A 4,188-nucleotide genomic window follows, 5' to 3' on the forward strand; every position below is an offset into this window, starting at 1 on the left:
CCAACGCCGTGACCCGGCGTAACAGCGGTGCCGACCAGAACCTCTACTACCTGGCCCCACCGGCTTAGCGCGACTCTCCCGAGCATTGGTCCTCAAGCCCCGACACAACCGGCACACGCCAGCAATCCCTGGCTCTGGTGTTCCTTGCCGGCGCCATCATCGGTGTCCTGGGCGGCATGATCGGCCTGGGCGGTGCCGAGTTCCGGCTGCCCCTGCTCATCGGGGTCTTCGGCTTCGCCGCACTGCAGGCCATCATCATGAACAAGGCCATGAGCCTGATCGTGGTCATCACTGCCCTGCCGGCTCGCCTCTTCGGCGTCCCCCTTGCAGAGCTCTCGCCCTATTGGTTCATCGTCCTGAACCTCCTGGCAGGCAGCCTCATCGGCGCCTGGATCGGCGCCCACTGGGCTACCCGGCTCAACTCAAAAACGCTTTACCGCGTCATCGCAGTGCTGCTCGTACTGATCGCGGTGCTGCTGTTCCTCACCCACTTCTTCGCGGTGGAGCCCCTCAACGTTCCCGCCGGCCCACGGACCGTGCTCGGAATCGCGGCCGGCCTCATCATCGGCGTCGTGGCCGCCCTGATGGGAGTCGCCGGCGGGGAGCTGCTCATTCCCACGATCGTCCTGCTCTACGGCACCGACATCAAGATCGCCGGAAGCCTCTCCCTGGCCGTCTCACTTCCCACCATGCTCGTCGCGTTCGCCCGCTTCAGCAGAGACAAGAGCTTCTCCGTGCTGGGACAGAACAAACCCTTTCTCGTCGCCATGACGCTGGGCTCCATCACGGGCACCGTGATCGGCGGCCTTCTGCTGGGCGTTGTTCCCAGCCTGGTTCTTATTCCCCTGCTCGTCCTGCTCCTGCTGCTGTCCTCCATCAAAGTCTGGAACCACGACTAAGACCCGCTTCCGTCCGGTGATGACGTGCAGTTCGCTGCCGGGAAGGGCGGCGTGGGTGCGCTGACCGGATCCTTCGAAGGTCCCGGAGCGGGGTGAGCTGTTGGTCTTGCGCGGTGCGGAGATCACTGACGCGTGGGTCACCGTGAGTTCGCTCACGCTCGACGTCCGCCCATGCTGCGTCGCGTTCAACGATTGCGGTAGCCAGATTCCCGCGCAGCGAGCTGGCTTCCTCCCGAATGGTGTCGCGGACATTGCGTGCTTGATCGATTTCGTCCCGAATTTTCGCGAGGTCAGCCTCGGCGCGCTGCGCTCGTGCCGCGTTGTCGTCGGCGCGGGCGACCGCGCCCCGAGCACGTTCGTCTGCTTCGGCCCGCGCGGTAAAAGCCGTCTCGGTCCGCGCATTGGCGTCGTCGCACTCGTGCTCAGCCTCCCCCAGTCGCGTGCGTACGGTCGCCAGCTGCTCGCGCAGCCGGGACAGCTCTGCCTGTGCCTGTGCGTTATGGGCCTCGGCCGCGGCCCGGACGGCGACCAGCTCGGCCGTCACCTGGTCGAGAGTGTGTGTCCGGCCCCCCCCAGCTCGTGCTGAGTGACGGCGAGGGTGGTGTGCTGCTGCTCGGCGAGGTCGGAAGCTTCACTTGCTGCGGCGTCGGCCTCCAGCCGCTCCGCGTTGGCCTGACGTTGGGCTTGCTCGGCGCGGCTGGTTCGGGCGGTTGCGGCGGCGACTTGTGCGGCGGCCTCAGCCGTCACTGATTCGATCTGGGCCTCAACGGCGTCCGGGGCAGCAACGGTCCGCAGGTCCTCTATGAGGGCGGTGAGTTGCTGGCCCAGGTGCTCGACCATCCCGGCGACCGGCCGCTGAGCTCTCCCACGCGCTGGCGCGCAGCGTCAACGGGGCGTTTCTCATCCGGGGCGCTCCGGCTCAGCTCGTCGGCCAGCCGCCGCCGTGCGCGCCAGGCGGCGGTCCGGTTGCCTCCGGAAATCCGCTACGCGATTAGAGTCATAGTAAGGTCACTTAGCATCATTTGACCATAACCAAACTTTTCCGGGCGGCCGGAACCACGTCCGCAAGAATCCCCTTTGGCGGCCGTGCTTTAACGGGTCTTACAGGAGCCTGGTTCCCTGGTGGACGGACACGTTGGCGATCTCCATCACCTCCATCATGGCGGTCCACGTCCCTTCACCCCCGGCACCGGCGCCCCGGGGACCAGTGCCGCGTCAAGGTCTGCCGGCAGCAGCCTCCGGCGACTCGTCGGTGGCGGTAACCAGGGCGTTCCACGGGATCCGGAGCCGGAGGACGTGGCCACCCGCCGGAACCGGCTTGGTTCTTGCAAACGCTCTGCGGGCTTACTCCGCGGCCGGGAGGTTTTCGGTTGACGGACCCTGGAGGACTTCCCCTCCGGCGGTGAAGCGGGAGCCATGCAGCGGACAATCCTTCGACTACCCGGTACCGATGGAGCATGTCACGGCGCTGGCGGGATTTGACTGCAGCGTGTCGTAGAGCTGACTGCGGGGCGAAGACTCCGCCCGCCATGATGAGGAAGCCAACAGGCTGGGGCTGAACCTGATGACCAAATCGTCACCGGACAAAATACGTCGAACAAAGGTTGCCGATGACTTGAGGGTACGGGCCGACGAGGCAGCCAGAGCAGCTCACAATGCCGGGCCGGCGGATGCCATCCCAGCAGACGCGCCGCTACGCGGGCATTACCAAATGATTCTTCGATAGCAGCTACGCGGGCATCTTTGATGACCCCATTAGAGAGACAACGCGCTCCCCTTTCATAACGTTCCCGGGACCGGTATTATGCTCCATATCATGGCCTTTTTGGCCGTGGCGACGAGGGCCGTCGCAGCGCTGGGGTGCGCTAAAGGAATTAATCCTGCCCCCGCCATCTCATTTGAATGGCAGGAGAACGTCCAATGTTTGAACAACGCTTTATTGTTGACGCCATTTCCCGGAGTTCTGAAAACGCGGTGGACCGTCGCCGCTTTTTCCGTGCGGCCGGGCTCAGCGGAATCACGGCCGGTGCCGCGATTGTCGCCGCCGGCGTGGCCACGGCATCGTCCGCTGCGGCGGATGGAGGGGCGCCGAGTGATTCGGCGATCCTGAACTTTGCCCTGAACCTTGAATACCTCGAGGCGGAGTTCTATCTTCGGGCCGTCACCGGCGTGGGATTGGCGGATAAGTTGACCACCGGAACAGGCACGCGGGGCCCCGTCGTCGGCGGCAGGGCAGTGTCCTTTCAGACGCCCCTGATCAAAAAGTACGCCGAAGAGATCGCCGCTGATGAAAAATCCCATGTGGCATTCCTGCGCAGTGCCCTGGGAAGCGCTGCAGTGTCCCGGCCGCGGATCAATCTTAACGACAGCTTCACCGCAGCGGCCCGCGCCGCCGGACTGGTCGGGGCACACGAGAAATTCGATGTCTACGCCAACGAGGTCAACTTCCTTTTCGGCGCCTATATCTTCGAAGACGTCGGCGTCACAGCGTACAAAGGCGCGGCACCGCTGATCAGCAATAAGACCTATCTTGAAGCCGCTGCAGGGCTCCTGGCCGTGGAGGCATACCACGCCGGCATCATCCGCACGACCCTCTACGCCCTGGGGGTCCAGACGCCTTCCATCTACACTACAGCGCAGAAGATTTCGGACGCCCGTGACAGCCTCGACGGCAAGACCGACCTGGATCAGGGCATAGGCACCGCCGCTGTGGCCAACCTCGTTCCCACCGACGCCAACGGACTGGCCTTCAGCCGCACCGCTGCCCAGGTGCTGAACATCGCGTACCTGACTCCCAAGCAGGTCACCTCTGGAGGGTTCTTCCCGGCAGGCGTTAACGGCACCATCAACACCAGCGGCGGCGGCGACGACGACGAGGACTGACGCGGCCGTGAGGCGACGCGTCCGCAGGACCGCTGCCACCTGACTGCCGGGACCCGGCCGATCCGGGACACCCGGCAGCACGTCCTCAGCGCCCCGTCACTGACTCACCTGCAAGCTGTCGGTGACGGGGTCCCGCTGTGTTGAGGCTATTTGGCCAGGAACTGGATGAGGGCTTCGTTCCATTCGTCGGGGTGGCTTACGTTGCATCCGTGCGGGGCTCCGGTGATGACGCGCAGTTCGCTGCCGGGCAGGGTCGCGTGGGTGCGCTGACCGGATCCTTCGAAGGGTACGGTCGCGTCGCCCTCTCCGTGGAGCACGAGTACGGGCACGGTTACTTTGGGCAGGTCGTCACGGAAGTCGGTGCCGCCGAAGGCGGCCATGCACGCGAGGGCTGCTTTTTTGTCCG

Annotated in this window: 5 protein-coding genes; 2 read left to right on the forward strand and 3 right to left on the reverse strand. The window is 64.9% G+C overall.

All coding sequences use genetic code 11. The annotated features are described in order from the left end of the window. The first annotated feature begins 137 nt into the window (after positions 1-137). A complete protein-coding gene (locus tag ACX80M_RS20770) occupies positions 138-899 on the forward strand; it encodes a sulfite exporter TauE/SafE family protein (RefSeq protein WP_252615055.1) in 762 nt (253 codons plus the stop codon). Here the strand turns inward: ACX80M_RS20770 and ACX80M_RS20775 are convergent. Then, positions 877-1,443: a hypothetical protein gene (locus ACX80M_RS20775; protein ID WP_252615056.1), complete on the reverse strand. Its 567-nt coding sequence runs from the start codon at positions 1,441-1,443 to the stop codon at positions 877-879. The genes ACX80M_RS20770 and ACX80M_RS20775 overlap by 23 nt on opposite strands. Beyond that, positions 1,440-1,739 (reverse strand): hypothetical protein, encoded by a 300-nt coding sequence (locus ACX80M_RS20780; protein WP_459310355.1) that lies wholly within the window; start codon positions 1,737-1,739, stop codon positions 1,440-1,442. The genes ACX80M_RS20775 and ACX80M_RS20780 overlap by 4 nt, the downstream gene beginning before the upstream one ends. A gap of 1,080 nt (positions 1,740-2,819) precedes the next feature. Here ACX80M_RS20780 and ACX80M_RS20785 point away from each other — a divergent pair. Then, positions 2,820-3,782 (forward strand): ferritin-like domain-containing protein, encoded by a 963-nt coding sequence (locus tag ACX80M_RS20785; protein WP_459310356.1) that lies wholly within the window; start codon positions 2,820-2,822, stop codon positions 3,780-3,782. 146 nt (positions 3,783-3,928) lie between these two features. Here ACX80M_RS20785 and ACX80M_RS20790 read toward each other — a convergent pair. Beyond that, positions 3,929-4,188, reverse strand: a 260-nt coding sequence (locus ACX80M_RS20790; RefSeq protein ID WP_459310357.1) for an alpha/beta fold hydrolase, incomplete at its 5' end; no start/stop codon positions are given.

The sequence above is a fragment of the Pseudarthrobacter sp. MDT1-22 genome, assembly GCF_054511035.1.

Coding starts and splice junctions, on each gene's coding strand:
- ACX80M_RS20780 (WP_459310355.1), bottom strand. CDS start 1,739: ATGGTCGAGCACCTGGGCCAGCAACTCACCGCCCTCATAGAGGACCTG.
- ACX80M_RS20785 (WP_459310356.1), top strand. CDS start 2,820: ATGTTTGAACAACGCTTTATTGTTGACGCCATTTCCCGGAGTTCTGAA.